Source organism: Bradyrhizobium brasilense, from assembly GCF_029714345.1.
Lineage (GTDB): Bacteria > Pseudomonadota > Alphaproteobacteria > Rhizobiales > Xanthobacteraceae > Bradyrhizobium > Bradyrhizobium australafricanum.
This window is the reverse complement of the sequence record NZ_CP121669.1, coordinates 1,518,299-1,543,852: the sequence shown is the minus strand read 5'-3', so window position 1 is coordinate 1,543,852 and position 25,554 is coordinate 1,518,299. Positions and strand designations below refer to the sequence as shown.

At 66.3% G+C, this 25,554-nt stretch carries 30 protein-coding genes; 16 read left to right on the top strand and 14 right to left on the bottom strand.

The features are described 5' to 3' along the window. Nucleotides 1-55: 55 nt before the first annotated feature. The 4 genes from QA635_RS07000 to QA635_RS06985 form a co-directional block, all read right to left on the bottom strand. Complete coding sequence (locus QA635_RS07000; RefSeq protein WP_283068097.1) at nt 56-898, bottom strand: shikimate dehydrogenase; 843 nt, start codon at nt 896-898, stop codon at nt 56-58. A gap of 31 nt (nt 899-929) precedes the next feature. Then, a complete protein-coding gene (locus QA635_RS06995) occupies nt 930-1,571 on the bottom strand; it encodes a YoaK family protein (RefSeq protein ID WP_283068096.1) in 642 nt (213 codons plus the stop codon). 141 nt (nt 1,572-1,712) lie between these two features. After that, nucleotides 1,713-3,761 (bottom strand): elongation factor G, encoded by a 2,049-nt coding sequence (locus tag QA635_RS06990; protein WP_283068095.1) that lies wholly within the window; start codon nt 3,759-3,761, stop codon nt 1,713-1,715. 159 nt (nt 3,762-3,920) lie between these two features. Continuing rightward, nucleotides 3,921-4,835 carry a LysR substrate-binding domain-containing protein gene (locus tag QA635_RS06985; protein ID WP_283068094.1) on the bottom strand — a complete coding sequence of 305 codons (915 nt, stop codon included), beginning with the start codon at nt 4,833-4,835 and terminating at the stop codon, nt 3,921-3,923. Nucleotides 4,836-4,959: 124 nt separating this feature from the next. Here QA635_RS06985 and QA635_RS06980 point away from each other — a divergent pair, with 124 nt between their 5' ends. After that, the gene (locus QA635_RS06980) at nt 4,960-5,892 is read left to right on the top strand and encodes an alpha/beta fold hydrolase (RefSeq protein ID WP_283068093.1); all 933 of its coding nucleotides are present in this window, start codon (nt 4,960-4,962) and stop codon (nt 5,890-5,892) included. Here QA635_RS06980 and QA635_RS06975 read toward each other — a convergent pair. The 4 genes from QA635_RS06975 to QA635_RS06960 all read right to left on the bottom strand — a co-directional run bounded on the left by QA635_RS06975 (nt 5,889) and on the right by QA635_RS06960 (nt 9,131). Next, nucleotides 5,889-6,371, bottom strand: coding sequence for a DUF992 domain-containing protein (locus QA635_RS06975; protein WP_283068092.1), 483 nt, complete (start codon nt 6,369-6,371; stop codon nt 5,889-5,891). The two genes, QA635_RS06980 and QA635_RS06975, sit on opposite strands and share 4 nt — an antisense overlap. Before the next feature lie 257 nt (nt 6,372-6,628). Beyond that, the gene (locus QA635_RS06970) at nt 6,629-7,150 is read right to left on the bottom strand and encodes a DUF992 domain-containing protein (RefSeq protein ID WP_057015953.1); all 522 of its coding nucleotides are present in this window, start codon (nt 7,148-7,150) and stop codon (nt 6,629-6,631) included. Between the two features lie 243 nt (nt 7,151-7,393). Then, nucleotides 7,394-8,596, bottom strand: coding sequence for a pyridoxal phosphate-dependent aminotransferase (locus QA635_RS06965; RefSeq protein ID WP_028340563.1), 1,203 nt, complete (start codon nt 8,594-8,596; stop codon nt 7,394-7,396). Between the two features lie 343 nt (nt 8,597-8,939). Next, entirely contained in the window at nt 8,940-9,131 is a 192-nt protein-coding gene (locus tag QA635_RS06960) for a hypothetical protein (RefSeq protein ID WP_283068091.1), read from the bottom strand. A 93-nt stretch (nt 9,132-9,224) separates the two neighbouring features. Between QA635_RS06960 and QA635_RS06955 the strand changes: the two genes are divergently transcribed. The 3 genes from QA635_RS06955 to QA635_RS06945 all read left to right on the top strand — a co-directional run bounded on the left by QA635_RS06955 (nt 9,225) and on the right by QA635_RS06945 (nt 10,452). Continuing rightward, entirely contained in the window at nt 9,225-9,878 is a 654-nt protein-coding gene (locus QA635_RS06955; RefSeq protein WP_057015955.1) for a glutathione S-transferase family protein, read from the top strand. 180 nt (nt 9,879-10,058) lie between these two features. Next, nucleotides 10,059-10,235, top strand: coding sequence for a hypothetical protein (locus QA635_RS06950; RefSeq protein WP_168859259.1), 177 nt, complete (start codon nt 10,059-10,061; stop codon nt 10,233-10,235). 61 nt (nt 10,236-10,296) lie between these two features. Then, on the top strand, nt 10,297-10,452 hold the full coding sequence (locus QA635_RS06945) for a hypothetical protein (RefSeq protein ID WP_168859260.1): 156 nt from the start codon (nt 10,297-10,299) through the stop codon (nt 10,450-10,452). 190 nt (nt 10,453-10,642) lie between these two features. Here the strand turns inward: QA635_RS06945 and QA635_RS06940 are convergent, their stop codons facing one another. Then, the gene (locus QA635_RS06940; protein ID WP_076829887.1) at nt 10,643-10,996 is read right to left on the bottom strand and encodes a DMT family protein; all 354 of its coding nucleotides are present in this window, start codon (nt 10,994-10,996) and stop codon (nt 10,643-10,645) included. 212 nt (nt 10,997-11,208) lie between these two features. Here QA635_RS06940 and QA635_RS06935 point away from each other — a divergent pair, with 212 nt between their 5' ends. The 3 genes from QA635_RS06935 to QA635_RS06925 all read left to right on the top strand — a co-directional run bounded on the left by QA635_RS06935 (nt 11,209) and on the right by QA635_RS06925 (nt 13,820). Continuing rightward, nucleotides 11,209-12,024, top strand: a complete 816-nt coding sequence (locus QA635_RS06935; RefSeq protein WP_076829885.1) for a PAS domain-containing protein — start codon at nt 11,209-11,211, stop codon at nt 12,022-12,024. 103 nt (nt 12,025-12,127) lie between these two features. Continuing rightward, nucleotides 12,128-12,589: a GNAT family N-acetyltransferase gene (locus QA635_RS06930; RefSeq protein ID WP_283068090.1), complete on the top strand. Its 462-nt coding sequence runs from the start codon at nt 12,128-12,130 to the stop codon at nt 12,587-12,589. 271 nt (nt 12,590-12,860) lie between these two features. Beyond that, a complete protein-coding gene (locus QA635_RS06925) occupies nt 12,861-13,820 on the top strand; it encodes an aldo/keto reductase (RefSeq protein ID WP_283068089.1) in 960 nt (319 codons plus the stop codon). A gap of 149 nt (nt 13,821-13,969) precedes the next feature. On the opposite strand, the gene QA635_RS06920 is transcribed toward QA635_RS06925, so the two are convergent. Further along, complete coding sequence (locus QA635_RS06920; protein ID WP_283068088.1) at nt 13,970-15,199, bottom strand: DUF1501 domain-containing protein; 1,230 nt, start codon at nt 15,197-15,199, stop codon at nt 13,970-13,972. Next, on the bottom strand, nt 15,196-16,779 hold the full coding sequence (locus tag QA635_RS06915) for a DUF1800 domain-containing protein (RefSeq protein WP_283068087.1): 1,584 nt from the start codon (nt 16,777-16,779) through the stop codon (nt 15,196-15,198). The genes QA635_RS06920 and QA635_RS06915 overlap by 4 nt, the downstream gene beginning before the upstream one ends. Nucleotides 16,780-17,094: 315 nt before the next feature. On the opposite strand from QA635_RS06915, the gene QA635_RS06905 reads away from it, so the two are divergent. Beyond that, nucleotides 17,095-17,769: an HAD family hydrolase gene (locus QA635_RS06905; RefSeq protein WP_283068085.1), complete on the top strand. Its 675-nt coding sequence runs from the start codon at nt 17,095-17,097 to the stop codon at nt 17,767-17,769. A 332-nt stretch (nt 17,770-18,101) separates the two neighbouring features. On the opposite strand, the gene QA635_RS06900 is transcribed toward QA635_RS06905, so the two are convergent. Continuing rightward, a complete protein-coding gene (locus QA635_RS06900; RefSeq protein WP_283068084.1) occupies nt 18,102-18,698 on the bottom strand; it encodes a TetR/AcrR family transcriptional regulator in 597 nt (198 codons plus the stop codon). 93 nt (nt 18,699-18,791) lie between these two features. Here QA635_RS06900 and QA635_RS06895 point away from each other — a divergent pair, with 93 nt between their 5' ends. Then, nucleotides 18,792-19,583, top strand: a complete 792-nt coding sequence (locus tag QA635_RS06895) for a crotonase/enoyl-CoA hydratase family protein (RefSeq protein ID WP_283068083.1) — start codon at nt 18,792-18,794, stop codon at nt 19,581-19,583. A 117-nt stretch (nt 19,584-19,700) separates the two neighbouring features. On the opposite strand, the gene QA635_RS06890 is transcribed toward QA635_RS06895, so the two are convergent. Beyond that, nucleotides 19,701-20,408: a glutathione binding-like protein gene (locus tag QA635_RS06890; RefSeq protein WP_092085122.1), complete on the bottom strand. Its 708-nt coding sequence runs from the start codon at nt 20,406-20,408 to the stop codon at nt 19,701-19,703. On the opposite strand from QA635_RS06890, the gene QA635_RS06885 reads away from it, so the two are divergent. From QA635_RS06885 to QA635_RS06875, 3 genes are read left to right on the top strand one after another with little or no spacing between them, the layout of a single operon-like run. Further along, the gene (locus tag QA635_RS06885; protein WP_283068082.1) at nt 20,407-20,586 is read left to right on the top strand and encodes a hypothetical protein; all 180 of its coding nucleotides are present in this window, start codon (nt 20,407-20,409) and stop codon (nt 20,584-20,586) included. The genes QA635_RS06890 and QA635_RS06885 overlap by 2 nt on opposite strands. Before the next feature lie 48 nt (nt 20,587-20,634). Further along, entirely contained in the window at nt 20,635-21,750 is a 1,116-nt protein-coding gene (locus QA635_RS06880) for an MBL fold metallo-hydrolase (RefSeq protein ID WP_283068081.1), read from the top strand. Further along, entirely contained in the window at nt 21,747-22,424 is a 678-nt protein-coding gene (locus QA635_RS06875) for an SCO family protein (RefSeq protein ID WP_283068080.1), read from the top strand. The genes QA635_RS06880 and QA635_RS06875 overlap by 4 nt, the downstream gene beginning before the upstream one ends. 82 nt (nt 22,425-22,506) lie before the next feature. On the opposite strand, the gene QA635_RS06870 is transcribed toward QA635_RS06875, so the two are convergent. Beyond that, nucleotides 22,507-22,740, bottom strand: coding sequence for a hypothetical protein (locus QA635_RS06870; RefSeq protein WP_225164666.1), 234 nt, complete (start codon nt 22,738-22,740; stop codon nt 22,507-22,509). Between the two features lie 112 nt (nt 22,741-22,852). Between QA635_RS06870 and QA635_RS06865 the strand changes: the two genes are divergently transcribed. The 4 genes from QA635_RS06865 to QA635_RS06850 are packed head-to-tail and all read left to right on the top strand — an operon-like array spanning nt 22,853 to nt 25,513. Beyond that, nucleotides 22,853-23,755: a LysR substrate-binding domain-containing protein gene (locus QA635_RS06865; RefSeq protein ID WP_283068079.1), complete on the top strand. Its 903-nt coding sequence runs from the start codon at nt 22,853-22,855 to the stop codon at nt 23,753-23,755. Continuing rightward, nucleotides 23,748-24,968 carry an NAD(P)-binding domain-containing protein gene (locus QA635_RS06860; RefSeq protein ID WP_283068078.1) on the top strand — a complete coding sequence of 407 codons (1,221 nt, stop codon included), beginning with the start codon at nt 23,748-23,750 and terminating at the stop codon, nt 24,966-24,968. The genes QA635_RS06865 and QA635_RS06860 overlap by 8 nt, the downstream gene beginning before the upstream one ends. 57 nt (nt 24,969-25,025) lie before the next feature. Next, nucleotides 25,026-25,313, top strand: a complete 288-nt coding sequence (locus QA635_RS06855; protein ID WP_253606860.1) for a hypothetical protein — start codon at nt 25,026-25,028, stop codon at nt 25,311-25,313. Next, the gene (locus QA635_RS06850) at nt 25,310-25,513 is read left to right on the top strand and encodes a hypothetical protein (RefSeq protein ID WP_425249136.1); all 204 of its coding nucleotides are present in this window, start codon (nt 25,310-25,312) and stop codon (nt 25,511-25,513) included. The genes QA635_RS06855 and QA635_RS06850 overlap by 4 nt, the downstream gene beginning before the upstream one ends. The last annotated feature ends 41 nt before the right edge of the window (nt 25,514-25,554 follow it).

The window sequence follows — 25,554 nt, the reverse complement described above, 5'->3', positions numbered from 1 at the left end:
AGGGAACGCGGGGGGACTAACACGAGACACCGTGCCAGAGACGCTATTCCAGGCCTCAAGTCTTTGTGAGATCGGCTTCGACCAGCCCACGCAGTTCCGCTGTAACTTGCGGGCGTTGGCCGAACCACAATTCAAAACCGCGCACCGCCTGATGCAGCAGCATGCCGAGCCCGTCAGCGGTCTTCAGGCCACGCGCCTCCGCCGCCGCGAGCAGCGGCGTCACCAGCGGCACATAGACAATATCGGAAACAACCGCATTTTGCGGCAGCAACCCCACATCGACCTCGAGCGCGGGCTGGCCATGCTGGCCGAGCGACGTGGCGTTCACCAGCAGCCCTGCGCGCGGCAGCAGCTCATCAACCTTGTCCCAGGTCGCAGGATGAACCCGCGCGCCGAATTGCCCGGCCAGCGCACGGGCACGGTCGATGGTGCGGTTGACCAGATGCACGCGCGCGATGCCGCGCTCGATCAGGCCGAACACCACCGCACGTGCCGCGCCACCGGCGCCGAGCACCAGCGCGTCCGCGGTCTTGTCCCAGCCGGGCGCGCAGGCGTCGAGATTGTTGATGAAGCCTTCGACATCGGTGTTGGTCGAGCGCAGCTCGCCATCGGCGAACCACAGCGTGTTGGCGGCGCCGACGGCACGGGCGCGCTCGTCCGGTGCCGACAGCGCCAGCGCGCGCTCCTTGTGCGGAATGGTGACGTTGGCGCCGACGAAGCCGCGCAGCGACAGGCGGAACAGGAAATCCTTGAAGTCCTCCGGCGGCACCGCCTCGATCACATAGCCGCCCTCGATGCCGAGCGTGCGCAGCCAGTAATGATGGATCAACGGCGAGCGGGAATGCGCGGCGGGCCAGCCGATCAGGCACGCGGCGCGGGTTTTGCTTGAGGACGTCATGATGGTGACATCGGCCAAGGCGGGCGCGCTGTCAATGCGTCCACTTCGCGGTTGTGGCAACCAGCGCGCTGAGGGCGAACGCGGCGGCTGCGGCGAACCAGATCGCCGCGAGGTTGATCCAGCCATAGGCCAGCCCGCCGGCGAGCGCGCCCGCGACCAGCGCCGCCCACAACAGCAGGTTCGGCAGCCAGGCCCAGCCCGCACCGCCGGTGAGCGCGGCGGCGATCAGCTGGCCGGCCTTCACCAGCGCCCCGGTGACATAGGTGAGGCCGAGCCCGGCCCCGCCTTCGAGCTGGAATACGGCGTTCTCGAGCCCCATCGCCAGCACGATGGCGGCGACCGCGGCGTTCGACAGGCCATAGGCATAGGCCACCGCCGCCGCCGTGAGCAGCCACGCCTCGATGAGCAGGAGCAGGGGCTGGCGATGGGCCAGCGCGCTGAGCACGATCAGGCTGCCGGCTGCGGCGCCGGCGACGAACAGCACGATCAGCTCCAGCGCTTCCAGGGCATGCTGCCAATGCCCCTCGGCCAGCGTCACGCCAAGCCGCGTCGAGTTGCCGCTCATGAAGGAGACGAACAGCCCGCCGAGATGCAGATAGCCGATGCCGTCGACATAGCCGGCCATTGCGCTGAGCGCGCAGGCCAGCGCCAGGTTACGGCGGGATTCAAGCATGACGGTGGAAACTGCGTCATAGGAAGGGAATCACGGGCGCTATCTTGGCCCGTCATTCCGGGACGATGCGACAGCATCGAACCCGGAATCTCGAGATTCCGGGTCTGGTCCTTCGGACCATCCCGGAATGACGGTGCGAAATCACGCCGCGTCGCGATGCGCGGCGATGATCTGGTCGGCGGCGCGGCCCGTCACTTCGGCCATGCGGTCGAACTGGCGGGTGAAGGTGCCGGCGCCGGCGGTGGCGGAGCGCAGTTCGACGATCAAGTCGCCGATCTCCGATTCCGGCATCGTGGCGCGGACGCAATCCCAGCCGATCCAGCCGTCGCGGGTGTCGAACCCGAGGATCTGACCGCGGCGCGCCGACAGGATCGCGTTGATCTTGGCGGTGGCGTCGGTCGGGCAGACGATCTCGACCATATGGATCGGCTCCAGCAGCACCGGCTGGCACTGCGGCAACCCCTCACTGACCCCGATCCGCGCCGCGGTACGGAACGCGAGATCGGACGAGTCGACGCTGTGATAGGAGCCGTCGGTCAGCGTGACGTCGACGTCGATCACGGGGAAGCCGAGCGGGCCGCGCGCCAGCGCGTCGACGACGCCCTCTTCCACCGCGCCGATATAGTTGCGCGGCACCGCGCCGCCGACCACCTTCTCGTGGAATTCAAAGCCTGACCCGCGCGGCTTCGGCTTGATGTCGAGCACGACGTCACCGAACTGGCCGTGGCCGCCGGACTGCTTCTTGTGCCGGCCGCGCTGGGTGATCGGCTTGCGGATGGTTTCCTGGTAGCCGATCGCCGGCGGATGCGATTTGACGTTGACGCCGTAGCGGTCCTTCAGCCGCTCCTGCGCCACGCGCAGATGCATCTCGCCCTGCCCCCACAGCACGGTGTCGTGGGTGCGCGGGTTCTGGATCATCGTCAGTGAGGGATCTTCCTCGTTCAGCCGCAGCAGCGCCTGGCCGAGCTTGACATCGTCCTTGCGGTCGGTCGCGGCAATCGAGATCGACAGCACGGCCGCGGCCGGCTCGACCTTGACCAGCGAGGCCGGCGCCGTCTTGCCGCTCGAGACCGTATCGCCGGTCTTGATCGCATCGAGCTTGCCGAGCGCGACGGTGTCGCCGGCCTCGGCCTGCGGCCGCTTGCTGTCATGCCCGCCCGAGACCGCGAGGATGCCTGAGACGCGTCCGCTCTCGCCGCTTGAGGATTGCAGCGTCGCGCCGTCGTCGAGCCGGCCCGCAAGCACGCGCGCCAGCGACAGCTTGCCGCCGTGCTGCAAGTGCACGGTCTTGAACACGTAGGCCAGCGCATCCTTCTGATCCTTGATGCCGAGCCGATTGGCGCTCTCGGCGACGCCGGGCGCCTCATGGCGCAGCGCCTTCATCAGGCGCAGCACGCCGTTCTCGCGGCTCGCAGCGCCGAGCAGCACCGGACAGATCTGCCCTTCGCGCAGTTCGCGGGCGAGATCGTCGAACACGGCATCGCGCGGCGGCTGGATATCCTCCAGCAACTGCTCCATCAGCGCGTCGTCGTGGTCGGCAAGCTTCTCCAGCATCGAGAAGCGAGCTTCCTTCTCGCGATCGAGATTGCCGCCCTCGAGCGCCATCACCTCCGACGGCTTGTGCTCGCGATAGACGAACGCGCGCTCCAGCGCGAGATCGACAAAGCCTTCGATCAGATCGCCGTTCCAGATCGGGATCTGGCGCAGCACCAGCGGCACGCGCGAGGCCGGCTGCAGGGTCGCAAGCGTCTCGCGGACGCGCTTGTTGGCGCGGTCGATCTTGTTCAGGAACAGAAAACGGGGAATTCCGAGCTCCTCGAGCTCGCGCAGGATGATCTGCAGCTGCGGCAGCTTTTTCTCGTCGGCTTCGCAGACCACGACCGCGGCATCGACCGCCGGCAACGCTGCACGCATATCGTGCGCGAATTCGACCGAGCCGGGACAATCGATAAAGGTGTAGCTGTCCCCCATAAAGGTGGTGGTGGCGGCGGTCAGGCCTACGCCCATCTTGTGCTGACGCGCCTCGGGGCTGGCATCGCCGACGGAGGTTCCGGCATCTACGCTGCCGGCATTCTTAATGGCGCCAGTGCGCGCCAGGATCGCTTCCAGAAGTGTGGTTTTACCGCTTTGGAAAGGGCCCACCAATGCGATGCACCGTGGACCTCGGGGACTTCTGACGTCTTGTCCCATTGCCGCCTCCTCGTTTTGGAGCTCGGCCCATGATTGGGTCGGCGACCGTTTATGCTCTGCCTGCGTTTGACATTTGGCAAGCGGGAAAACGTCGCTGCGGTGCGGCGTCGCGTAAGCTTGCAATTCCGAGCCATCGTCCGGACAATTGCATCCGCTGCGTCAGTTCCTTCGCGCAAGTCCCGGAGAAATCTCGCGCCAGCGAGTCGCGAGGTCGAGCAGACGCTGCACGGCGGGCGAGACATCTTCTTCACGCCACGCAATCGTGAGCGGCGCCGCCACCGCCGGCGCGGCCAAGCGGACATACGCCACGCGGCGACCGGTCTGCGCGCGTGCCGCGGCCTTCGGGACGAGCGATACACCGACGCCGGCGGCGATCAGGCCAATCGCGGTTTGCAGATGCAGCACCTCCTGCGCGAGTCGCGGCGTGAATCCGGCGGCCTGGCACGCGGCGACGATCAGGCCGGTGACCGATGGCGCCGGCCGCGCCGGATAGAGCACGAAGGCATCATCGGACAATTCGGCAAGCGCAATGTCGTCCCTCTCGGCAAGCGGATGCGCGCGCGGCAACGCCGCGACATAGGGCTCCTCCAGGATCAGGCGCTGGGCAAGACCCGCCTCCGGCAATAGCGCCGGGCGTGCGAAGCCGACATCGATCCGGCGTCGCCGCAGCGCTTCGGCAATCTCGGCCGCCAGCATCTCGTCAAGCACGAGCTCGACGTCGGGACAGGCGTCGCGATAACTGCCTATGATATCGGGCAGACCGGCGAACATCGCGGAGCCGACGAATCCGATCGCGAGCTTGCCGGCCTGGCCGCGCCCGACGCGCCGCGTGTCCGCAACCGCGGCCTCGAAATTTGCGAGCAGGGAGCGGGCGCGCGCAAGCAGCAGCTCGCCCGCCTCGGTGAGCCTGACAGGACGGCTATTCCGCTGCAGCAACGTCACGCCGAGTTCGTCCTCGAGCTGACGGATCTGCTGGCTCAGCGGCGGTTGCGCGATGTGCAGCCGCTCGGCCGCGCGGGTGAAGTTCAATTCCTCGCCGAGCGCCACGAAATATCTGAGATGTCGCAATTCCATGCCGTCGGTATAGCACGGCGGGGGGTACCGTCAGTCATACGCAATAGCTCTGCAACCGTATCGAACGAGTATTGGACCGGATGCGCGAACGCGGACAGCCTGCGACAAAGCACAGGGAGTCCCCATGACGTCGCTGGAAAAAGCCTTCGCGGAAGCAGCCGCGGCAGGCATCACACAACAGAAGATCGATATCGGCGGCCTGCGCGTCAACGCCGCGCGCTTCGGCAAAGGGCCGCCGCTGCTCCTGCTTCACGGCTGGCCGGAGTTCTGGCTGGTGTGGCGCCCGCTGATGCTGCGCCTCGGCGACAGCTTCGAACTGATCGCGCCCGACTTGCGCGGCTGCGGCGACACCGGCAAGCCGACACCGGGGCCCGATGCGTCCGCCACCGCGGAGCGCCACGCGCTGGATATGTTTGCTGTGATGGACGCGCTCGACTATCAGCGCTTCGGCGTCATCGGCGGCGATCTCGGCGCCTATGTCATGCAGGCGATGTCGCATCGACATCCGCAGCGGCTGACCGGCACGCTCTATCTCTGCACGCCCTATCCGGGCCTCGGCCATCGCTACGGCCAGCCCGGCCACCTGATCGAGGTCTGGTATCAATACTTCCAGCAGCTGCCATGGGCCGCGCAATTGGTCGGAAGCTCGCGCGAGTCATGCCGGCTCTACTTCCGGCATTTCCTCGACCACTGGTCGGGCGACGATCCCGCGGTGTTCGGCGATCTGCTGGAAGCCTATGTCGACAACTTCATGAAGCCGGGCAACATCCAGGGCGGCTTCGACTGGTATCTCTCGTCCGCGCCCAAGCGCCGGCTCTGGCTGGAAGGCAAGCTGCCGGCGCAGCCGCGCATCGACGTGCCGTCGCGCTTTCTCTGGGGCCGCCGCGATCCGTTGATCGCGCCCGAATGGTCGGACAGGTTGAAAGACTATTGGAGCGAACCTTCGATCAGGTTCGTCGAGAGCGGGCACTATGTTCACGCCGAGGCGCCCGGGATCGTTGCCGAAGAAGCAAGCGGCTTCTTCGGCAAGCTGATCAACCGCACGGGCGCGCGTTAGCGGCCCGGACGCAGTTCCAGGCTTTCGAGGCCGGCGGCGACGTTGATGCCGACCTGGCCCTGCACGCTGAGCGGCTGCAGGGCGATGGTGTTGTCGGAGCCGCCGACCAGCACGTTGCCGCCGACGCCGACACCGAGCGTCGCGCTGCCCTGCGCGCCGGCATAGTTGCCGGAGAGCGCACCCGGCCCGAGCCGCTCCACCGGCGCATAGACGCCCCAGGCCAGCGCCGATTCCTGGGTGATGCCGAGATCGATGCCGACCTTCTGGATGGTCGCGATGTAGCGATCCTCAGGCAGGCCATTGGCGCGCAGCACGCAACCGAGATGGGTCACGGAACCGACGATGAAGCCGACGCTCGCGCCGCCGCGGCATTCAAGGACGCCGACCTGCACGCGCTGGATCGGCTGTTGGGCGCTGGCGCCAACGATTGCGGTCAGCGTGGCAATGGCAGCACCCGCGAGGAGAGTGAAGCGACGCATGGTGGGAGTCTCCGGCTGAGAGGCATGACGCGAGCAGAGAACAGAACGGCGCCGTGTGTGCGGCGCCGTTCGCATCCTATGCCACAACATCGAACGCCCAGCCAGAATTTGCGGTGCCCGGCCACCGATTGTCAGGAGATGTTGCGGCGCTGCTATGTTCCTCGGGGTCTGCCGATTGATCGAGCAACGGACAGCAAACAACAGACAACAAAAAAAGAGGCCCGCTTTCGCAGGCCTCTTGATGAGACACCAACAACTTAGTGGTGGTGATGATGACGGTGGTGACGATGATGACGGCGCGGACCGCCGTAGGCGACCGGCTCGAGATCGATGCCGGCGATGCCGGCCGCAACGTTGAGGCCGGTCTGGCCCTGCACGCTGACCGGCTGCAGTGCGTAGGCATTGTTCGGGCCGCCGAACAGGAAGTTACCGCCGGCACCGAGGCCGACCGAGGCGTTGACGCCGACGCCGCCGTAGCTGCCGGCCAGCGCACCGCGCGGGAGCTGGGTGGTCGGCGCGCTCACGGCCCAGGCGAGCTGGGTCGTCGCGGTGACGCCGAGGTCAACGCCGATCCGCTTCACGGTCGCAACATAGGGCTCGGGCCGACGGCCGCCGCTCTGAAACACGCATTCGAGGCGCGCGACAGAGCCGACAACGAAGCCGACATTCTCGCCGCCCTGGCATTGCAGGACCCCGGCTTGAACCTGAGGCGCCGCGTTGGCGGTGGCGAACGGCGCCAGCAACGCAAGCGCTGCAAGGGTGAGGGTCGAAAGTCGCATTGAACTGTCTCCGCAAGGTGAACTGAATTTGAGCGGCGGACAGGAAGGAAGGCTCGTGTCCAAAACAAGGCAGCGCGCAAAGACGCCGTAAAAACTTCCCGCGTGTGGCATCGATGTTCGCACACACGCGCGTGAGGTGAGCAGGATGTGATTTGACTCGTCGAATCTACCGGCGCGATTTCAGCACACAAACAAAAACGCTCCCGCACCAGGTGCGGGAGCGTTTCTTGATTTCGGATCGAACTACCGCAGATTACCGCAGAAGCGCTGGATGCGCTTGCAGGCATCCTCGAGATCGGAAGTCTTGGTGGCGTAGGAGATGCGGAACGCGGGTCCGAGCCCGAATGCCGATCCCTGCACCACGGCGACGCCTTCGCTCTCGAGCAATTCGGTGACGAACGCCTCGTCGTTGTCGATCAGCTTGCCCGACGGTGCCTTCTTGCCGATCGTGCCGGCGCAGGACGGATAGACGTAGAACGCGCCCTCCGGCCGCGGGCATTCGATGCCGCTCGCCTGGTTGAGCATCGACACCACGAGGTCGCGACGCTCCTTGAACACCTTGTTGTTCGCGGCGATGAAGTCCTGCGGACCGTTGAGCGCCTCGACCGACGCCCACTGCGCGATCGACGACGGGTTCGAGGTCGACTGCGACTGGATCGTCGCCATCGCCTTGATCAGTTGCGCCGGACCGCCGGCATAGCCGATGCGCCAGCCGGTCATGCAATAGGCCTTCGACACGCCGTTCACGGTCAGCGTGCGATCGTACAGGCTCGGCTCGACCTGCGCCGCCGTGGTGAAGACGAAGTCGTCATAGACGAGGTGCTCGTACATGTCGTCGGTCATCACCCAGACATGCGGATGCTTGACCAGCACGTCGGTGATCGCCTTGAGCTCGCTCTTCGTATAGGCCGAGCCGGTCGGGTTCGACGGCGAGCACAGGATCACCCACTTGGTCTTCGGCGTGATCGCCTTCTCGAGATCTTCCGGACGCAGCTTGAAGCCGGTCGAGGCCGGGCACACCACCGGCACCGACTCGCCGCCGGCGAGCGCCACCATCTCGGGATAGCTGACCCAGTACGGCGCCGGGATGATCACCTCATCGCCCGGATTGATGGTCGCCATCAGCGCGTTGTAGAGCACCTGCTTGCCGCCGGTGCCGACGATGACCTGGTTCGGCTTGTAGGTCAGGCCGTTCTCGCGCGCGAACTTGTTGATGATGGCTTCCTTGAGCTCCGGAATGCCGCCGACATCGGTGTACTTGGTCTTGCCGGCCTCGATCGCGTGGATCGCTGCGAGCTTGATGTTGGCGGGCGTGTCGAAGTCAGGCTCGCCGGCGCCGAGGCCGATGACGTTGCGGCCCGCGGCTTTCAGCGCGCGTGCTTTGTCCGTGACCGCGATCGTCGCGGACGGCTTCACACGGTCGAGCGCAGCGGACAGGAAGGCCATTATCATCTCCTGGCAAACGTCGTGAGCCGTAGGGCCACGACTTGATTTGAATGGGATCGCGGCACCCTAGGCCTGTCGCCGCTGCACCGCAAGAAGCTTGGCGGTAAAGCACGAAAACTTTCGCGCATGGCTCGCGGCGCGCGCAATTTTCCGCAAGTTCCGGCGCCGGATGACTCATATCCGGCAAGGCCGGCGACCATAGCTCCGGCCTTGCCGGCAGGGCCTTCGGCGGCATGCGCCAGCGCGGATTGCTCCGAGGACAATGCCGCGCGGCACCTGCCCGACAGCGCTAACGGCAGGTCGTCAACGCAGACCGGCGCGTCGTGCCGCCAAGGATGGCGCGTTAAGGTTTGTGGGGTTGCAGCGCGCCGGCCATGGTGCCGACCTTGATATCGGCCTTGCCATCGACCGGCACCGTGCAGAGCGTCGCGCAGGCGTGATCCGAGTTGTTCTGCCGTGTTGATGGAATCGTTCTGCACGTGTGCAGTGCAGTAGACGTTTCGACTTTTTCCACACTGCAGGGCTTGCGACGCATCCCCGTCGGCATCATTGTTTAGCGGCGTTGCGGTGTGACAGGCCGCGCAATTTTTAAGCGTACCGTCTCCCTGACCGAGTGAACCACGACGCAATGTACAAGCTCTATTCGATGCAGCGCTCCGGCAACAGCTACAAGGTCCGGCTGGCGCTTGCGGTGCTGAACACGCCGTACGAGGCGATCGAGATCGACATCCTGCGCGGCGAGAGCCGCACGCCGGAATTCCTGGCCAAGAATCCGAGCGGCCAGGTGCCGCTGCTCGAGGTCGCCGAGGGCCGCCATCTCGCCGAGTCCAATGCCATCCTCTGGTACGTCGCGATCGGCACGCCGCTGGCGCCGGAGTCGCGGATCGAGCGCGCCGAGGCGCTGCAATGGATGTTCTTCGAGCAGCACGCGCTGGAGCCGAATATCGGCGCCGCCTATTTCTGGCTGTCGCTGGTCAAGGGCGGACGCGACCTGCAGACGCACGCGCTGGAAGACTGGATGGAGCGCGGCTATGCGGCGCTGCAGGTGATGGAAAATCACCTCAAGGAGCACGCCTATTTCGCCGCCGGACAGCTCACCGTCGCCGACATCGCCCTCTACGGCTACACCCACGTCGCCGACCGCTGCGACTTCGACCTGGCGACCTTTCCGTCGATCCGCGCCTGGCTCAAGCGGGTCGAGCAGACCCCCGGATTTGTCTCGATGGACTGGCAGCCTGGTACCGAGGCCGAACCTGAGCCTCGCCTCGCGGCCGGCGTCTGAACGGCTGGGTGTGAATCCGGGGAATAACGGGGAAACTGCCCAAATAACGGGCAAAACTCGCGCCACCGCCGTATTTTAGCCATTTTTGGACGGCGCCGCCGCCGCAATGTTGCCGGTGACAACCGGCAGATTCGCGCGGATGTCGCGAGTGATTCGCTCGCGGCCTGAGGGATTTAGACCATGAAACGGTGGTCCGGCACGGCAGGCTTCGATGGCCGCCCTGCCCCGGTGGCATCATCCCGGCTGACGAACGCGATCGCCGCGTCGCTCGCGCTCGGCGCGCTGACGTTGTGCCTGGTCGTCGCCGTGACGGTGCTGTCGAGCAACATCACCATGGCAACGGCGATCCCGGCGTAATCAAGCAATTTCCGGTTGGCACCTGATCCGCGGCAAGGCGCGGGAGAGACAGCGGCGCGACATGATGAAGACCCCCGTCGGACTGGTGACCGTGACGCTGTCGGCGGCGATCCTGCTGGCGGCATCGCTCCTGATCGTGACCGGCACGCAAGGCGAAGACCGCGCACGCCCCGCGCATGTCACGACGCCGACCGCCAAGCCGGCCCCGCACCACTAAAGCGCGATGAGATCAGGTCGAACCGCGGCGGCAGTGTGCTCCCTCGCCCCGTTCTTACGGGGAGAGGGTTGGGGTGAGGGGCTCTTTCCGCGTATTCGGAGATAGCTGCATTTGCGGAGAGTCCCCCTCACCCGGAACGCATCTAACGATGCGTTCCGACCTCTCCCCGCACGCGGGGCGAGGTGAAGCATTAGCCCCATTTGTGGAAGATCAGAAACGCGCCGGCGGCGATGAAGGCAAATCCGAGCGCGTGATTCCAGCCCAGCGGCTCCTTGAGGTACAACACCGAGAAGGCGGCGAACACGACCAGCGTGATCACCTCCTGCATGGTCTTGAGCTGCGCCGCCGAGTAGACCGCGCTGCCCCAGCGATTGGCCGGCACTGCCAGCCAGTACTCGAAGAAGGCGATGCCCCAGCTCACCATGATGACGATGGGGAGCGAGTGATCCTTGAACTTGAGATGGCCGTACCAGGCGAAGGTCATGAAGACGTTCGAGGCGAACAGCATCAGGATCGGCAGCAGCGACGGCGAAATGGCGGGCATCGAATGTCCTCTTGCAAGCAAAGCACGCGGTAACCCGCAGGCACGGAACCGGGTTCCGTGCCGATCTGCATATCATTTGATTTGAAAGCAGCGAAAGCTGGTTCGGCCCCCGCAACGCCCGCTTAACGGTCGGGACGGAAATGCCGGCGCGGTTGCGGCCCTGTCGTCAAACTGCGGCTTTATCGTTCGTTTGATAGATAGCGAGAACGCGCATGCGGTTCGACTGGCGTGCAATTTCAGGTCCGGCCCTGACGGCGATCACGGCATCCGCCGCCTTCCTGCTCGATCGCCTCGTTGTCGCCGTCCCCAATCCCGCGCCGCTGTTCGTCTGCATCGTGGCGCTTGCGAGCTCGATCAGCGGCATCACCTCCGGGCTGATCTCCGCCGCGATCGCGGTGGCCGCCTCGGCGCTGTTCTTCCTCAATCATCGCGCGCTGCCCGGTTACGACACCGCCGACGTCGCGCGGATGCTGATGCTGGCGGCGACCGCGGCCGGCACCGCCGTGATCACCGGAATGCTGCGGCAGAAATGGATCGACGCCTTTGCCGCGGACCAGCAGCATCACGCCACCGCGGAGCGGCTCGCCGCCGCGCTCGACCAGGTCGACATCGGCATCGTGCTGCTCGACGCCGACACCCGCGCCGAATTCATCAACCGCGCCTTCCGCGACTATTTCGCGCTGTCGGATGCGCAGGCCGAGAGCAAGCCGCCCTTCGTCGCGCTGATGTATCACGGCCGCGACACCGGCGCCTATGAACTGCCGGAAGACGAGCTGAGCGCATTCATCGCCGAGCGCATCGCGATGATGCGCGCCGGCGACTCCACGCCGATCAATCTCAACCTCGCCGACGGCCAGGTGCTGCGCTTCAGCTGCACCGCACTGCCGGACGGCGGCCGCATGCTGAGCTACACGCCGGTCACCGACCTCGTGCGGCACACCGACGATCCCGCGAAGGCCGATGAATATCGGGCCCAGCGCGCCGGGCGCGAGCGCCGTCTGGCGCGGCTGCTGCGCGCCGCCGAGTGAGGCGCGACCTCGTCCGCAATTGATCCTGCGAGATAGCGACGGTAGAACCTTGCGAGCGGTGCGGAGACATCGCCCGCAACGCAGGACCATCCAGGAATCCTCCATGGCCGACGACGTCACCATCCGCTTCGTCACCCGCAACGACTACGCCCAGTGGCTTCCTCTGTGGGACGGCTACAATGCCTTCTATGAGCGATCCGGGCCGACCGCGCTCGCGCCCGAGATCACCGCGATGACGTGGGAACGCTTCTTCGATGCCTATGAGCCGGTGCACGCGCTGGTCGCCGACGCCGGCGGCAGATTGCTCGGGCTGACGCATTACCTGTTTCACCGCTCGACCACGGCGATCGCGCCAACCTGCTATTTGCAGGATCTGTTCACCAGCGAAGCCGCACGCGGCAAGGGCGTTGGCCGCGCGTTGATCAACGGGGTTTACGCGCAGGCCAGGCTCGCGGGATCGCCGCGCGTCTACTGGCAGACGCATGAGACCAACCACACCGCGATGCAGCTTTATGACAAGGTCGCGGACAAGCCGGGCTTCGTCATCTATCGCAAGATTGTCTGAGCGAATCTTCGCGGCCTGTGGATTGAACAGAGGTGTCACCGGCACGTTACAAAGCCCGGCTAGGCTTCCGCTCGCGCAGATCAGGCCCCCCGTCTCAGATCTTCGCCAAGCGGTCCCCGTCAGTCGCCGCGTCTGACCGGGACCGCTTTTTTTGCGGCATCTCATTTTGCGACATCGTCATGCGTGATCGGCGGTAGGACGGCACCTTGCCGGGCCCTAGTGTGCTTGTCACAATACGCGGCACCCCTCGCCTATCCCACAGGATTGTCTCATGGAAATTCGTAATCTCGGCGGCTCCGGGCTGCGCGTGTCCGCGGTCGGCCTCGGCTGCAACAATTTCGGCCAGCGCACCGACCTCGAGACCTCGCGCAAGGTGATCCACAAGGCGATCGATCTCGGCATCACGCTGTTCGACACCGCCGACATCTATGCCGGCATGGGCGGCTCGGAGACCGTACTCGGCACCGTGCTGGGCGACCGCCGCAAGGACATCGTGCTCGCCACCAAATTCTCCAAGCCGATGGCGACCGACGGCACCAAGCAGGGCGCCTCGCGGCGCTACCTCATGTCGGCGGTCGAAGCGAGCCTCAGCCGCCTGAAGACCGACTACATCGATCTCTACCAGCAGCACGACTACGATCCGCTCACCCCGATCGACGAGACGCTGCGCGCGCTCGACGATCTCGTCCGCCAGGGCAAGGTGCGCTACATCGGCAACTCCAACTTCCCCGCCTGGCGGATCGCCGAAGCCGAGTACGTCGCGCGCCAGATGAACGTGAACCGCTTCGTGTCCTGCCAGGACGAATACAGCCTCCTGGTGCGCGGCATCGAAGAGGATCTGCTGCCGGCGGCGCAAGCATACAATCTTGGCCTCTTGCCGTTCTTCCCGCTCGCCAGCGGCCTGTTGACCGGCAAGTACCAGCGCGGCGCCGCTGCACCCGCCGATACCCGCTTCGCCAAGGCGCCGGCGTTGAAGGATCGCTACGTCACGCCGCGTAACGAGGACATCGTCGAGAAGCTGCAGGCGTTTGCCAGGGAGCGCGGCCACTCCATGCTCGAGCTCGCCTTCTCCTGGCTCGCCGCCCGCCCGCAAGTCGCAAGCGTCATTGCCGGGGCGACGCGTCCCGAGCAGATCGAGCAGAACGTCAAGGCGATCAGCTGGAAGCTCTCCGCGGAGGAGATGGCGGAGATCGATGGGATCACGAAGGGGGTGACACTTGCGGTCGTGTAACCACAGCGTCGTCCCGGCGAAAGCCGGGACCCATAACCACAAATGCGCGTGGTTACGCCACGCTGTGGCTCCAGCGCGCCCCAACAATCACCAGCAGTGGTAATGGGTCCCGGCCTTCGCCGGGACGACAGCGTGATTGAGGCTGGCCGTCAAGCCACCAGCCCCTTCATCGGCTTTACCGGGGCGCTGTCCGGAAACACGGCATCGGCCAGCACGCGCTCGCCGAGGCCGAACTGGTCGTGCAGCACGCCCTTGATCACGGCGCGCAGGTCGGTGGTCGGGGCGAGGTCGCGGGCCTGATAGAGATTGGCGGGCTTGAGGCCGGGCCAGTCGGTGATCATGCGGCCGCCATTCACCGCGCCGCCGGCGAGCAGCGCGATGGTGCCGGTGCCGTGGTCGGTGCCCTCGGTGCCGTTGATGCGCGCGGTGCGGCCGAACTCGGTGGCGACCACGATCACGGTGTCGCGCCAGCGCGCGCCGAGGCCGCTCTGGAATTCCGCCAGCGCGCCGTCGAGGCCGCCGAGCAGCTGCGCGAGGCGGCCGACCGGCCCGCCTTCATTGGCGTGGGTGTCCCAGCCGTCGAAGGCGAGCGCGCCGATCCGCGGGCCGTCATCGGCCGCCATCAGTTTCGCGGCGCCGCGCGCCACGAGGCGCATTGCCGCCACGCCGCCCGCCCCGGGCTTCGGCTTCATCTCATCGCCCTGCGCCTGCTTCTCGAGCTGCAAGCCTTGCGTCAGCGCGCTCGCCAACGCCGGATCGCGGTGCTGATAGAGATCGAGCAGCCGCATCGCGGTGTCGTCGGCGGCTTGCGGCAGCGCGGTCGGGGCCCAGCCGACGGTCGGCGCGGCGCCGCGCAGCACCAGCGGCGTGGTCGGGCCGACCGCAAGCGCGCTCGTCACCCGCTCGCCTTTCGGCAAGGCTTCGAGCGCGCGGTTGAGCCAGCCGGACTGCACGCGGCCCGGACCGGGGAAGCCGCTTTCCAGCACGTCCTGGCCATCGAAATGCGAGCGATCGCGATAGGAGGTCGCGACCGCATGAACCACCGCAGCCTGCTTGGCGCGATACATCCGCGAAAATTCCGGCATCGCCGGATGCAGGCCGAAGAACTGATCCAGCATCACCGCCGCGTTCGGGCCATCGGGGCGCAGCGCGATCGCGCCATGCAGGCCGGCATAATCAGGGTCGCCGACCGGGGCGACCGTGGCAAGGCCGTCGAGCGCGCCGCGCAGGATGATGGTGACGAAGCGCGGATCGCGGCCATCGGCGGCGCGCGCGAATTTCGGCAAATAGGCCCAGGCCGCAAAGGAGGCGCCGCCGAGCAGCAGCGCGCGCCGCGACGTCGCCTGCCGCATCAGGCTCTCGGAGCATTCCATCGTCATCTCCTCTGGAACTCGGGCGACATCAACAGCAGCGCCAGCGCCTGCTGCCGCGATTCCGCACGCTCGATGGTGCGCCGCGTCTCGGGCGAGGCCGCATCGGCGGCAATGAGTTCGAGCAGGTCGCGCGGGTCGAACCGGTCGGCGAGCTGGGCGGCAAGCTGCGCCGAAATGTCGAGCCTGAGCTTGACGCCTTCAGGTGCGGCCCAGGCCGCGGCGGTGTCCGGAAATCCGTTCGGCCCGGCCGGCGACCACAGCGGCTGGCCGAGCACATTGAGGCCGTTGAGATAGCGGCCCGGATCCTCGGGATTGCGCGCCAGCAGGCGGCCGGAGGCGACCAGGAATTCGTAAGGCGAACGCATCTTTGTCAGCGGCGCCTGCCAGGCCTCGCTGGACTGAACCAGCGCGGTGGCCAGCGCCCTGAGATCGCCGTCTGTTTTCGTGAACGTATCCTGCAGCCTCGCCACCAGCGCCGGCGGCGGATCGTCAGCGACGAAGTGGCGCGCGAACTTGGTCGCGATGAATTTTGCGGTCGAGGGGTGCCGCGCGATGTCCGACAGCACCGCCTCGCCCTGTGCGACGCCCGCTTGCGCGTAGGTCTTGCCGAGCACCCGCTGCGGTCCGGGCTGGTGCGCATTGGCGTTGAACACGAAGCTGCCGGGCGTGCCGAGCTGGCCACGACGGCCGGCAAAGGTCCAGCCGGTGATGACGCGCGCCAGCGAGGTCACGTCGTCCTGGGTGTAGCCGCCGCCAACGCCGAGCGTATGCAGCTCCATGATCTCGCGCGCGAGGTTCTCGTTCAGGCCGCGATTGCGGTTGATGCCGGCGCGCGACTCCGGGCCGAGCGATTGCTGGTTGTCGAGAAAGAACAGCATCGCCGGATGCTGCTCGACGGCCTTCAGCATGTCCGGGAAACGGCCGAGCACATGCGGACGGATCGCCTCGCGCTCGAACGAGCCGGCCCACATCCGCGCCAGCGCGCCCTTGTTGGCGGAGATGCAGAAGTGGTTGGACCAGAACACCACGAGCCGCTCGACGAAGCCGCAATCGGCGACCACGCCGCGCTGCAGGCGCGCCAGCGCCTCGGCACGGAATGTCTTCTGGATGATGTTGAGTGGTTGCGCCGGCGGCTTGGGCGGACCAGCCACCGTCTGGATCGTCGGAGGCTGCATCGGAGCCGACGGCGTCATCGCCGCGTTGGCGCCATCGGCGCCCTGCGCCTGCATTGTCGGATCTTTTCCGGCGATCTCCTTGGCGGCAGTGGACAGCGACAGATTGCGCCGCTGCGGCGACTTCGTGTTCGGCCCCTGCGGCGATGTCTCGCTCGCGCCCTGCTGCGCGGCCTTCGCAGCATCGCGCGCCTGCTCGATCTCGAACTGATAATCGAACACCTGCTTGCCGAGTTCGGGTGTCGAGAGCAGGCCCGGCACTTCGAGCAGCGCGCCGTTCGGACGCGCCAGTTCCGCCAGCACGAAACCGCGCGGATCGGAGGCCGCGTTGATGAAGTCGCCGGACGCCCCGCCGCGGGCGCCGAATCCAAACCGGTTGAGGGCAACCAGCGCGGCTTGCGAATCACGGGCCATCAGAATTCCCTTAACGGCCTATCCCGGCTATATCAGTTGCCTGGCATCATAGCGCGGTCCGGGATGAACCCGAGATTAATTCGCGCATTAAATCGCGGTTAGAATGGACCTCTCGTCACACGATCGTTCCCAACCAGTATCTCCGCGCCGGCTTGCCTGCACGGCATGCGGCAGCGAATTTTCCTGCTCGCTCACGGGGTCGTGCTGGTGTTCCGACGAGAGCTTCCGCCTGCCGATGCCGACCGACGGCGGCGACTGCCTGTGCCCCGCATGCTTGCGGAAGCTCGCGGAACAGCAAGCAGCGGTGAGCGCAACGTGAAGGCACGCTGGACCGTCGACGCCGTCCTGCTCGACATGGACGGCACGCTGCTCGACACCGAGAAGGTCTACTTCGACAGCCTGGTCGCGGCGCTGAACGCGTGCGGCTACACCGACGACGTCGTCGCGCTGTGCCATTCCATGGTCGGCCTTCCCGGCCCGGTCTGCGAGGCGATGCTGCGCGACCATTACGGCGCGGCGTTTCCGCTCGCGGACGTCAACCAAGCGTTTCTCGAACATCGCGATCGGATGATGCGGCCGGGCCTGCCGCTCAAATCAGGCACGCTCGATCTGCTCGACGCCATCGCCGCCGCGGAGCGCCCGATGGCGATCGTCACCTCGTCGTCGCGCCGCTCTGCTGAACGCAACCTGACGCTTGCCGGCATCCGCGACCGCTTCGAGACGCTGCTGACGCTTGACGACGTGACACACGGCAAGCCGGACCCGGCGCTCTATCTCAAGGCCGCCGCGCGACTTGGCGTGACGCCGGCAGCCTGCATCGCGGTGGAGGATTCCAACCACGGCGTCGCCGCCGCCCACGCCGCCGGCGCCATCACGCTGATGGTGCCGGACATGGCGCCGCCGACCGAAGCGACCCGTGCAAAATGCGCGGCCGTGCTGCCGGACCTCAACGCGGTGCTGGCGCTGCTGCAGGAGCGCGGCGCGCTTTAATCGTCATTGCGAGAAGGTCTCGCCGCAGGCTGCTGCACCTCTCCCGCTTGCGGGGGAGGTCGTATCGCATCGAAGATGCGATACGGGTGGGGGCTCTCTCCACGATGTGACTCGTGGAGAGAGCCCCACCCCAGCCCTCCCCCGCAAGCGTAGGGCTATCGCATATGGAATGAACCGATTCTTCCGCGCCGTCATGGCCGGGCTTGTCCCGGCATGACGAGTTTGTGGGAACTCCGATCGCCTCAAACGGCCATATGCGATTGCCCTGCCCGCAAGCGGGAGAGGGAGCGCATCGCCTTCGCGACTACCATTCCACCTACTCTCGTCATGTCCTAACCCCGCTTACGCCGCGGTCTCGCCAGCGCCGTCGCAATCAGCGTGCGCGCGGCCTCGCCGGCCGTTTCCATATAGCTGGCGTCACGGTGCAGCAGCACCACGGCGAACGATCCATCCAGTAGCAAGAGGATCTGCCGCGCCAGCTTGAACGGATCGGCGATCCCCTCGTCCGCGAAGGTCGCGCGCAGCCAGTCCTCGAACTTCTTCTTGTGCGCGGCGCCGATCCTGATCGCGGGATGCCCGGGCATGTTGGCGAGTTCGGCGGAGGTGCGCAGGAAGCCGCAGCCCTTCCACTTCGGATGTCGCGCCGAGCGCGCGAGGTTCTTGAAGATCGCCTCGACCTTCACCGCCAGGCCACCCTCGGCCTCCGCGAACCACCTTCGGAACAGCGCGAGATTGGGCTGGTCGCGCGCGGCGAGATAGGCAGCGACCAGATCGTCCTTGCTCTTGAAGTGATAGTACAGCGTGCGCTTGGTGAGGCCGGCCTTGGCCGCAACCTCGTCGACGCTGACGCGGCGGATGCCTTCATTGTAGAACAGCGCGCTCGCCGCCTGGACGATGCGCTCGCGGGTGGGCTCGGAAGGTCTGGGCATTCTGCGTATGTATACTAACCAGTGAATATACACAAATTGCAGCTGGCCCTACATTCAGCGCTGACACGAAACAGCCATGTCGGAGACTGCATCATGCCCGCCCCCATCCTGCTCGAGATCACCGACGGGATCGCCCTGATCACCCTGAACCGTCCGGAGCAGCTCAACGCGCTGAACTACGCGCTGATCGATCAGCTGATGGCCGCGCTCGACCGCATCGAGGGCGACGCTGAGGTGCGCGCCGTGATCCTGACCGGGGCCGGCGAGCGCGCCTTCTCGGCCGGCGCCGACATCAAGGAGTTTTCCGAGAGCGTGAAGCAGGGCTCCGCCGTCGCGGTGCGCGACTTCGTCCGCCGCGGCCAGGCCATGACCGCGCGGCTGGAGGCATTCAAGAAGCCCGTGATCGCCGCGATCAACGGGCTCGCCTTCGGCGGCGGCTGCGAGATCACCGAGGCGGTGCATCTCGCTGTCGCCAGCGACCGCGCGCAATTTGCAAAGCCCGAGATCAAGCTCGGCATGCCGCCGACCTTCGGCGGCACGCAGCGACTGCCACGGCTGGCGGGACGCAAGCGCGGACTTGAATTGCTGCTGACGGGCGATCCGTTCCCGCCCGAGCATGCGCGCGAGATCGGGCTGGTCAATCAGGTCGTGCCGCACGATCAGCTGCTGACCGCCACGCGCGAACTCGCCGGCCGGATCACCAGGCATTCGCCCGGATCCGTCGCCGGCACCATCACCGCGGTGACGCGCGGGCTCAACATGCCGATTGCCGAGGGCCTTTTGGTCGAGAGCGAGCAGTTCGCCGCGCTGGTGCCGGGCCGCGATCTCGCCGAGGGGCTCGCGGCGTGGAAGGAACGGCGGCCGGCGAGGTATGTCGGGGCTTGAAAACCCGCAAGTGCTACATCCGTCATTGCGAGCGAACGAAGCAATCCATCGACCCGCATACGCGGAAAGATGGATTGCTTCGTCGCTTCGCTCCTCGCAATGACGGAGGAGTTCGCCCTACCGCACCACCGCCGCGGTCTGCCCGAACAGCAGCTTGCGCTCTTCCTCGGTGCGGATCGCGGGCTGGCCGAAATTCGGATTGACCTCCTTCGCCTTGGCATAGGCGCGCTCGGTCGCCGGGCGCTTGCCGATCGTCTCCAACCAGCGCTTCAAATGCGGGAAATCGTCGATCTCCTGGCCCTGGTTCTTGTAGGGCACGACCCACGGATAGCTCGCCATGTCGGCGATCGAATAGTCGCCGGCGACGAATTCGCGGTCGGCGAGCCGCTTGTTGAGCACGCCGTAGAGCCGGTTGGTCTCGTTGACATAGCGGTCGATCGCGTAAGGCAGCTTCTCGACGGCGTAGTTGCGGAAATGGTGGTTCTGCCCCGCCATCGGCCCGAGCCCGCCCATCTGCCAGAACGTCCACTGGATCGCGTCATAGCGGCCATGGATATCGGCCGGCAGGAATTGTCCGGTCTTCTCGGCGAGATAGAGCAGGATCGCGCCGGACTCGAACAGCTGTAGCGGCTTGCCGCCGCCCTTCGGCGCGTGATCGAGAATTGCGGGGATGCGGTTGTTCGGCGCGATCTGCAAAAAATCCGGCTTGAACTGATCGCCTTTGCCGATGTTCACCGGGAAAATCCTGTACTCCAATCCGGTCTCCTCAAGGAACATCGTTACCTTGTGACCGTTCGGCGTGGACCAGTAGTGGAGATCGATCATGGGCGTGATCCTGCATTGCCAGGGACCGCCGATGCCGCGCATCGGCGAGAAAGATGCGAATGCATGGAGTTGGACGCATAACCGCAGCCAAGTCAATGGCGCGCGCATTGCACCGCGCGCGAATGTGATCTGCAAGCAGCGCAAGTACCCGATTGAGCCGCGTCCCGATTGCTCCTAGGCTCAACGTGTTTGGTATTGAAAGGTTTTCAAAACACGGGGGATTGCGATGACACGGGATTTGGCACGACGTGATTTCCTGAAAGGTTCGGCGGCGCTCGCCGGCGCCGCAGCCGCGGGCGCCTTCTCCTGCGTCGAGATCGCGAGCGCCGCACCGATCGAGGTGCCGACCGTCGACAAGCTCTCGATCCGCGTGCTGGTCGATTCCAGCTTCGATTTGTTCTTCAAGCCGAAGCAGTCGGGCGGCGTCACCATCGCGCCGCCGCCGCGCTCCGCCGACTACCAGAAGTCGCTGCACAATGAATGGGGCCTGTCGCTGTGGCTGGAGTCGGAGGCCAAGGGCGCGCAGCGCACGCTGATGCTCGACTACGGCTACACGCCGGAGGTGCTGCTCAACAACATGGCGCTGGTCGGCGTCGATCCAGCGATGCTCGACGGCCTGATCGTGAGCCACGGGCATTACGATCATTTCGGCGGCCTCAACGGCTTCCTCGACAAGTTCCGCGACAAGCTACCGGCCGACGTGAAGCTCTATGCCGGCGGCGAGGACAATTTCTGCCACCGCGTCAGCGCAACACCGACCAAGGGCCAGTTCAACGATTTCGGCACGCTCGATCGCCGCCAGCTCGCCGCGCAGCGCGTCACCACGGTGCTGTGCGAGACCCCGACCGTGATCGCGGGCCATGCCTTCACCACCGGCAAGATCACCCGCCGCAGCATCGAGCGTGTGCTGCCGCAGACCTGGGTCGAGTTCGGCATCAAGGACGGGCTCGGCTGCAATGCCAGTCACTATCTGCCGGCCGAGATGGACGGCAAGATCGTGCCCGACGAGCACATCCATGAGCACGCCACCTGCTTCAACGTGCGGGATTTCGGCCTCGTCGTGATCTCGTCCTGCGGCCATGTCGGCATCGTCAATTCGGTGAAGCAGGCACAGGAGGTCTCCGGCATCCAGAAGGTTCACGCCATCGTCGGCGGCTTCCATCTCGGGCCGGCGCCGAAGGATTACCTCACCGAGGTGGTCGCCGAGATCAAGAAGCTCGACCCCGACGTGCTGATCCCGATGCATTGCTCCGGGCTCAACTTCGTGCAGGAGGCGACCGCGCAGATGGGCGACAAGGTGCTGGTCACGACGACGGGCAGCCGCCTCTCCTTCGGCATATGATCGCGCCGATCCCGCGCGTCATTGCATTCGCTGGCGCGGGCCTGGCATTCGCTGGCGCGGGCCTGGCATTCGCCGGCGTCGGCCTGTGGCTGACGCTGGCGCCGGTGCTGGCCGCCGATGCGCCGCCGCAATCGGCGCGCTCGGCCGCCGAGATCATGGACATCCTGATGTGGAACAGGGAGCCGGTCGGCGGCCCGTTCGCGCTGACCGATCAGGCCGGCCATGAACGCACCGACAAGGAGTTTCGCGGCAAGCTGATGCTGATCTATTTCGGCTTCACCACCTGCCCCGACATCTGCCCTACCGATCTGCAGGCGATCGCCCTGGCGCTCGACAAGCTCGGCCGCGACGGCGACCAGGTGCAACCGATCTTCATCACGGTCGATCCCGAGCGCGACACCGCGGCGCATCTCGCAGACTACGTGCCGATGTTCCACCCGCGCCTGATCGGACTGACCGGCAAGCTGGATGCGATCCGCAAGCTCGCTGACGCCTACAAGGTCTACTTCGCGCGGGTGCCGCTGAAGGATGCCGGCGACTACACCGTCGATCACACCGCCTACATCTATTTGATGGACCGCGAGGGCAATTATCTCGGCTTCTTTCCGCCGGGGACGTCGGCCGACCGGATGATCGAGATCATCCGGCCACGGCTCGCCGAACCGGGACGCTGACATCAGCGATTGGCAATTCCAGCAACGCGATCGGTGCACCTCTCCCCGATGGGAGAGGTGACAATGACGGCAGCGGTCGGCCTCAATGCATCCGCCCGTGCGCGCGCAAGAATGTCTCGCCGCTTTCCGTCACCATTACCCGTATGCCCTCGACCGAGGGACGGCGCGCGACGTAGCCGCGATCGACGGCGTCCTCCCAGATCGTCAGCCGCGGGCATGAGGTGCGCCAGACCTCGAGCACCTCGGCATAAGGCCGCGGCTCGCGCGCCACCCATTCCACGAGATCGAGCACCAGGGCGTCTGTGGTCTCTGTCATGTGGTCCTCGCCGGGGTCAGCAGGGATTCACTGTCTCCGGTATTTCTGCGCCGCTTGGCCTCTTCCGGCAAACTGAGTTATCTTGACCTTGCATCAGTTTTCCTGAGGGTTCATGCGGCGGCTGCTCTTTCTCAACGGCATCAAGGCGTTCGAAGCCGCGGCGCGGACCGGCAGCTTCGCGGCGGCGGGCAGCGAGCTCAATGTCTCGGCCGCCGCGATCAGCCGGATGGTGCACCTTTTGGAGGAGCGGCTCGGCGTCGCGCTTTTCGAGCGCAAGGCCAACCGCCTCGTCACCACGCCGGCGGGCCGCGCCTATCAGGGCGGGCTGACGCCGATCTTCGACGCGCTGGCGAGCCTCACCGCGCAGGTCACGGCATCCGCGAGCGCGCGGGTGCTGACCGTCGGCGTCGGACCGACCTTTGCGCTGAAATGGATGATCCCGCACCTTGCCGAGTTCCGCAAAGCGGAGCCCGACATCGAGGTGCGGATCACGACCGGCGGCATGGCGGTGCCGTTCGCCGACGACTGGAGCTGCGGCATCCAGCTCGGCGACGGCCAGTGGCCAGGCCTCGTCGCCGAGCCGCTGTTTGCCGCCGACCTGATGCCGGTGTGCACGGCGCGGCTCGCCAACACCCTGAAGCGCCCCGCCGACCTCAAGGGCCCGAGCCTGATCCGCGTCGCGCATTCGCCCGACGACTGGCCGTCCTGGCTGAAGGCGGCGGGCGTGCCGCGCCTGACCGCGCGCGGGCCGGAATTCCAGTTCTACGGCCAGGCGCTGCAGGCAGCTAGCGACGGGCTCGGTATCGCGATGGGCATTCGGCCCTATATCGACGACGATCTCGCTGCCGGCCGGCTGGTGGCGCCGTTTGCGCTCAGCGTGCCCAAGGGCATGCGCTGGTATCTGGTCTATCGCGGCTTCCACGCCGAGCAGCGCGATTTCGCCGCGTTCCGGCGCTGGATCATCCGCGCCGCGGCGGAGCCTGCCACCCGCCGCAAGGGATCGCGCAGTGCCTGACGAGACCGTCGATACGCTGGTGATCGGCGGCGGCCAGGCCGGGCTCACCATGAGTCACCGGCTGAAGCAGCGCGGCATCGCCCATTTGGTGCTGGAGCGGGGGCGCATCGCCGAGCGCTGGCGCAGCGAACGCTGGGACGGCCTCATGTTCCAGTTTCCGAACTGGTCGGTGCGGCTACCGGATTTCGCGTTTCCGCACAGCGATCCCGACGGCTTCTCGGACACCGCTGCCATCATCGCCTTCATTGAGAACTACGCCGCGTTCGTCGCGCCGCCGATCCGCTGCGGTGTCGCGGTCACGAAGCTGCGCCGCGACGCCGGCGGTTTCCTCGCCGAATTTGCCGGCGGCAGCATCGTCGCCCGCAGTGTTGTCATGGCCACGGGCCCCTACCAACGGCCGCTGCGGCCGGACCTGCTGCGCGATCACCCCGGCCTGTTCCAGGTCGATGCCGCCGGCTACAAAAATCCGGCGCAATTGCCTGACGGCGCGGTGCTGGTGGTCGGTGCCGGCGCCTCGGGCGCGCAGATAGCCGAAGAGCTGATGCTCGCCGGCCGCGATGTCTTCCTCTCGATCGGACGTCACAACCGCCTGCCGCGCCGCTATCGCGGCCGCGACCTGATCTGGTGGCTGGCCGAAATGGGCATCGACCGGACGCCGGTCGAGCAGCGCGGCCCGTCGCGGCTGCTGCCGGTGATTTCCGGCGCCCATGGCGGCCACACTGTCGATTTCCGCCGCTTCGCCGCCGGCGGCGTGACCCTGCTCGGCCGCGTGACGGCGGCGCGCGACGGCGTGCTCGAGATCGCGCCCGATCTCGCCGCCAACATCGCCAATGGCGACGCCTATTACGCGACGTTCCTCGGGATCGTCGACGACTTCGTCGCGGCGCGCGGCCTCGATCATCCCGAAGATCCCTTGGCGCGCCTCCGCCTGCCCGATCCGCCGTGCCTCACCGCGCCGCTCAATGCGATCGACCTGCGCGCCGCGCGGATCAGGAGCGTGATCTGGGCCACCGGCTACGGCCTCGATCTGAACTGGATCGACATACCGCTGCTGGATGCCGACGGGGCCCCGCGACATCGCCACGGCGTCTCCGACGTGCCGGGCCTCTATTTCCTCGGCCTGCAATGGCTGTCGAAGATGAAATCCTCGTTCCTGTCGGGCGTCGGCGACGATGCCGCCGTGCTCGCCGACCACATCGCGAGCCGCCGCTAGCTCCGGGTTCCTTTGCTGCGCGGAAATAAACCCGGCGAGTTGTGAACTGCTTCACATTTGGCGCAACGCGCTCGTGCTTCCTATGAGAAGGGCGTTTCGAGGTCGCACATGATTTACAGCGGTTTTGAGATCAAGTCGTTCGAAGTGGGGAAGGGGCAATGGCACGCCAGGGTTCAACGGGTCGATCAAAGGCCGGTCGTCATCGATGGCATGCTGTTTCCGACGCTCGACATCGGCTTTGCGTGGTCCGATCCGGATGCGGCGATCGCCGACGCGAAGCGGGCTATCGACCGGTTCCCGCAACGCTATGGCATGACAATGCCGGCGGCCGAAGCGTCGGCGTGACCGGCAACGTCGTGGTTGCCGTCCCGCAATGCGAGCCGGATCCGGTCTGGCCGGCGCAGGTCCGCACCAGCTGCCCGGAATGCGCCGCATCGCTTTCGCTGCTGCGCGTGATCCCCGGCCGCGCCGCCGAATACTGGACCATGCGCTGCGACGGCTGCGGCGGGATCCATCTCGACATCGTCGACCTGCCGCGGGCCTGAACTCCGCGACCGCGCGCCCCTGCTGACACCCTGCTGTCAGC